This window comes from Desulfuromonas acetexigens (assembly GCF_900111775.1).
GTDB classification, from domain to species: Bacteria; Desulfobacterota; Desulfuromonadia; order Desulfuromonadales; family Trichloromonadaceae; genus Trichloromonas; species Trichloromonas acetexigens.
On sequence record NZ_FOJJ01000021.1, the window covers coordinates 1 to 4,699 of the forward strand.

The 4,699-nt window shown below is 59.9% G+C and carries 4 protein-coding genes; 3 read left to right on the forward strand and 1 reads right to left on the reverse strand.

Annotated elements, in window-relative coordinates; translation table 11 throughout:
* Positions 1–202: hypothetical protein (locus tag BQ4888_RS08970; RefSeq protein ID WP_140396636.1), on the reverse strand; the 202-nt coding region annotated here is incomplete at its 3' end.
* 372 nt (positions 203–574) lie between these two features.
* On the opposite strand from BQ4888_RS08970, the gene istA reads away from it, so the two are divergent.
* The 3 genes from istA (at position 575) to BQ4888_RS08985 (ending at position 4,276) form a co-directional block, all read left to right on the forward strand.
* The gene (istA, locus tag BQ4888_RS08975; RefSeq protein WP_092056573.1) at positions 575–2,176 is read left to right on the forward strand and encodes an IS21 family transposase; all 1,602 of its coding nucleotides are present in this window, start codon (positions 575–577) and stop codon (positions 2,174–2,176) included.
* Positions 2,160–2,765, forward strand: a complete 606-nt coding sequence (locus BQ4888_RS08980) for an ATP-binding protein (RefSeq protein WP_092056574.1) — start codon at positions 2,160–2,162, stop codon at positions 2,763–2,765. The genes istA and BQ4888_RS08980 overlap by 17 nt, the downstream gene beginning before the upstream one ends.
* A 164-nt stretch (positions 2,766–2,929) precedes the next feature.
* Complete coding sequence (locus BQ4888_RS08985; protein WP_092056576.1) at positions 2,930–4,276, forward strand: IS1380 family transposase; 1,347 nt, start codon at positions 2,930–2,932, stop codon at positions 4,274–4,276.
* The last annotated feature ends 423 nt before the right edge of the window (positions 4,277–4,699 follow it).

Consider the following 4,699-nt stretch of genomic DNA (forward strand, 5'->3'; position numbering starts at 1 on the left):
CAAAAGTCAATGTGGCATCTTCGCCATAATCGAATTGATAAAGCCCGGAAACTTCCGGTTGTAGCCGATCTGCTTTTGTGTTTTGCCACTCGGCGGACGGCAGTTGATTCACCTGGTATTCAGCGGCGGAGATGCCGGGTGTCGTGAATAAAAACACGAAAAACAGCCCCAGGGAATACAGGCAGCGTTTAGGTGGGAGCATATGCCATCCTTTTCATGTTTAATGACGATTCTGGAAAGACGCATTTTACCTCCGAGTGGCAATCAACATTTCAGGGGCTGGCTCCTTGAGATACATCCAATGGGCATGTTTTCTCTGGAGCCATGTTATTTGATCCTAAATCCGTAAGATCACAATCAGAAAAATTTTTACGAATGTGTGATTTTTCACGACCATTCCCCCACCTGAGCTCCTGATTTTTCAGGAGCATTCCTCCACCCCGTTTTCAAGAGCATTCCCCCACCTCAGGCAGAATTTTTCACGGGCATTCCCCCACCCCTGAGATTATCGGCACGGCGCTGTTCCTAACCTGTATCTTGCCTTCTTTCATTCACTCGTTGGAGGAAGGAAGGCATGGCACACAAGGAGTACGGCGTGACGGATATTATTGACCTTTTACGCAGAGCTAAAGCCAAAGACAGCCAGCGCCGCATTGCCCGGGCGACAGGCATGGACCGCAAGACCGTGCGCAACTACCTGGGGCTCGCCGCCGAGCATGGCTTTGCCGATTCGGTTGCCGACGATCAGTTGCCCGAGATTGCCGCAGCGGTCTTTCGCCAGGTGCACGGTGGCCAGAATAAGTCATCCGATTCGGCCGCCGGTGCCTGCGCGGTGTTGGTGCCCCACCGTGGGCTGCTTTCCGGTTGGCTGGAGACGGACGGACTGTCCCTGACCAAGGCCCACATCAAGCTCGGTCGCATGGGGGTCGACGTTACCTACAGTACCCTCTACCGCTATGCCCGGGAGACTCTCGGCTTTGGCGGCCCGAAGGTGACGGTGCGCATGGCCCAGACCGAACCGGGCGAGGTGGCCCAGTGCGATTTCGGCCGCATGGGGCTGGTGTTCGACCCCGAAACCGGCAGGGACCGGGTGCTGCACGCCTTGGTTGTGACCCTGGTGTTCAGCCGGCACCAGTATGTCTTCCTCACCCATCGTCAGGATTTGGATGCCCTGATCTCCGGGATCGAGGAGGCCTGGGAGTTCTTCGGCGGGGTCAGCAGGCGCCTGATCATCGATAACATGAAGGCGGCGGTGATCAAGGCCGACCGCTATGAGCCGGTCTTCAACCGCACGTTTCAGGAGTATTCCCAGCACCGCGGCTTCCTCATCGACGCGGCGGTGGCCCGTCACCCGGAGGGCAAGGCGACGGTGGAAAATCAGGTCAAGTACGTCCGGGACAACTTCTTCGCCGGTGAGGCGTTCACCGACCGGGAACATGCCCAGCAGGAAGCCGAGCGCTGGTGCCGCACCACGGCCGGCCTGCGCCTGCACGGCTCCACCCGCCAGCGGCCCCTGTGGGTCTTTGAACAGGAGGAGCAGCCGGTGTTGCTGCCGCTCTCCGGCGAGAGGTTCGACGTCCCAGTCTGGGCCCAGTGCAAGGTCCACCCCGATCATCATATCCGCTTCAAAAACGCCCTCTACTCGCTGCCGACCCGTTATGTCGGCAAGCAGGTCGAGGTCAAGGGCACCCGCGCCCTGGTGCGCATCTATCTGCAGAATCAATTGATCAAAACCCACCCCAAGGCGGCGCCCGGCAAGCGTAGCACCGACTTCAACGACTACCCGAAGGAGAAGAGCGCCTATGCCCTGCGCGATGTCGCCTTTTACCTGCGCAAAGCCGGGGAAAATGGCGAGAAGCAGGGGGCGTTCATGGCCGAACTGCTCGCCGGCGACGTCCCTTGGGCTTACATCCGCCAGGCTCAGCAACTGCTTCGGCTGACCGACAAGTACGGAGCCGCCCGGGTCGAGGCGGCCTGCGCCCGGGCCCTGGCCTTCGGGCTGATGAACGTCAGCCGGGTCGAGCGGATCATCAAGCAGTCCCTGGGAAACTCGGCCGCGCCGGCGGGCCGGGTGACCAGCCTGCCCCCGGCACGCTTTGTCCGCGACGCCGGCTACTTCAACCACACTACCAACCACCACACCCCCCAGGAGGACACTCATGGAGACCACCGCTGAACTCAAGCACCTGCTCAAGGCCCTGCGTCTTTCGCCACTTCTTTCCACCCTGCCGGAACGAGTGGCCTACGCCAAGGGCAGCAAGCTCACCCACCTGGAGTTTCTCGAACTGCTGCTCTCGGATGAGGTCGAGCGCCGGGAGAACGTCATCCTCACCGGCCCGGTCGGCGTCGGCAAGACCTTCATCGCCAACGCCCTGGCCCACGCCGCCTGCCGGCGCGGTAAAAGCGTGCTGGTACTCAAGGCGACCAAGATGTTCAAGACCCTCTACGCCGCCCGGGCCGACAACTCCCTGGAGAAAGAGCTGCTCAAGCTGATCACGCCCAGCCTGCTGGTCATCGACGACTTCGGCCTGGAGCGCCTCAGCGCCGAACAGGCCCACGACTTCTACGAGATCGTCAGCGAAAGCTACGAGCGCGGCTCCACCATTCTCACCAGCAACCGGCACATCACCGAGTGGGTGACCCTGTTCGACGACCAGATCCTGGCCAACTCGGCCCTCGACCGCCTCGCTCACAACGCTCACCAGATGATCATCGAAGGCGAAAGCTACAGAAAAAAGAAGGCGTCCACCAGGAGCCTCATGTGATAGGCTGACAACTCAATTTACAGCGCCCTGCCTGGGGGAATGGTGGTGAAAACCAGGTGGGGGAATGGTCCTGAAAAATCGCAGAATGCAGATAAGTTATTGATTATATTCGCTATTTACGTTATCATTCAGCCCGTCGAAAACTCACTTGGCGGGTGAATTCCATGAAACGTTTGATCATTGAGAAGGCCAAAGACGAGTTCTATACCTCCCATTCCGGGCTGGCGCTCATCGGTTTGTGCCTGAATCGTTTTACCAGTTTGACCTCGCGTCTGGGGGGCGTTTCCCGCTTGAAGAAGGGGGCCATCGCCCATGCCGATGTCATCCGGAGCTACATCGGTCTGCTGTGTCTCGGCAAGAGTGACTTCGAGGCGATCAGCGGCTTTCGTCAGGATCGCTTTTTCCGGGAATCCCTGGGCCTGAAGGAGGTTCCCTCCGAGCCGACCTCGCGGCAGCGGATGGAAGAGCATGCCGAGGTGTTTCGAACGATTGTGAACTTTTGCGCCACCGAATTCCTGCACAAGTCGCGGGCGTTGATGTCGGCGCTGCCGATGGGACACGTCCCCCTGGATATCGACGTCTTCACCATGGACAACTCCGGCACCAAGAAGAAAGGGGTGTCGCGCACCTACCAAGGGTACGACGGCTACGCTCCGATCGCCGCCTATCTGGCGCTGGAAGGGTGGCTGCTGGAGATCGAGCATCGCGAGGGCTCCCAGCACAGCCAGAAGAACTTCGTCCCCTTCCTCGCCCGGGTCTTGCACAAAGCGCTGGCGCTGACCGCCGCGCCCTTGCTGGTGCGGCTCGATTCGGCCCACGATGCCTGGGAAACCCGCATCGAGCTGGCCCGCCACGAGCGAACCGACTACCTCTTGAAGTGGAATCCCCGGGGGCAGGGCAAAAGCCACTGGCGGCAACGGGCTTTTTCCGAGGGCTCGGTCAGCGACCCGCGACCGGGCAAACGCGTCGCGATCCTGAACGTTCGGGAGACCCATGTCTGGACCGACGAGAACGGCATCAGGCAGGAACTGACCTGCCGTCGGGTCGTTCGGGTCATCGAGCGCTCCACCGACAAGAACGGCCAGGGGCTGCTGGAACGCGAGATCGAGTTGGAAGGCTGGTGGACCACCCTGAACCTGCCCGCCGAAAAGATCGTCGCCCTTTACCAGGATCACGGCACCAGCGAGCAGTTTCACAGCGAACTCAAAACCGACATGGATCTGGAGCGCCTGCCCTCAGGCAAATTCGAGGTCAACAGTCTGGTCATGAGCTGCGCCGCGCTCGCCTACAACGTCCTTCGCTACATCGGACAACTCGGCCTGCTCGGCGACAAAACCCCGGTACGACACGGCGCCAAACGGCGGCGGCTCAAGACCGTCATGCAAGAGTTGATGTACCTCGCCGCCCGACTGATCGAGACCAGCCGGCGCTTGCGACTGCGCTTCAGTCGCCACAGCGGGCTGAACTTCGAAGCCTTCGCCGGAGTCTACCGGCGCCTGGCCTACGGATAGGGAATGAAACCGAAACGACAACCTCGAAAAAACAGTGCTCGGCAACAGCGCCCACGGCCCAACTCGCCCAAAAAACGGCATTCGGACAGTGTTGGTGGTCAAACTATCAAAGATCGTAGCCTACAGCGCCGCCAAGGAGGCGGTTTTTAACTCAGCCGACATCCCATGCCTCGAATTCGCCTCTCAGGAAAGGGAAAGTCGGGGTGCGGGCGGCGGGTCTCACGGATTCAGGTTTCAGTGAGGATGCCTACGAAATGGCCGCAGAACCGAAGGAGCTTTATGTCGTCAAAGAGGCCCCCCCTGTGTCAGGATAGATGTCGCCTCTCTTTGAGAGCCTTTGAGTGAAACCCGAGGGGCCGAAAGTGAAATTGTATGACTCACTATTCTGAAGAGTTAAAGACGAGCCTCATCGCCCGGATGCTG

Coding starts and splice junctions, on each gene's coding strand:
- istA (WP_092056573.1), top strand. CDS start 575: ATGGCACACAAGGAGTACGGCGTGACGGATATTATTGACCTTTTACGC.
- BQ4888_RS08980 (WP_092056574.1), top strand. CDS start 2,160: ATGGAGACCACCGCTGAACTCAAGCACCTGCTCAAGGCCCTGCGTCTT.
- BQ4888_RS08985 (WP_092056576.1), top strand. CDS start 2,930: ATGAAACGTTTGATCATTGAGAAGGCCAAAGACGAGTTCTATACCTCC.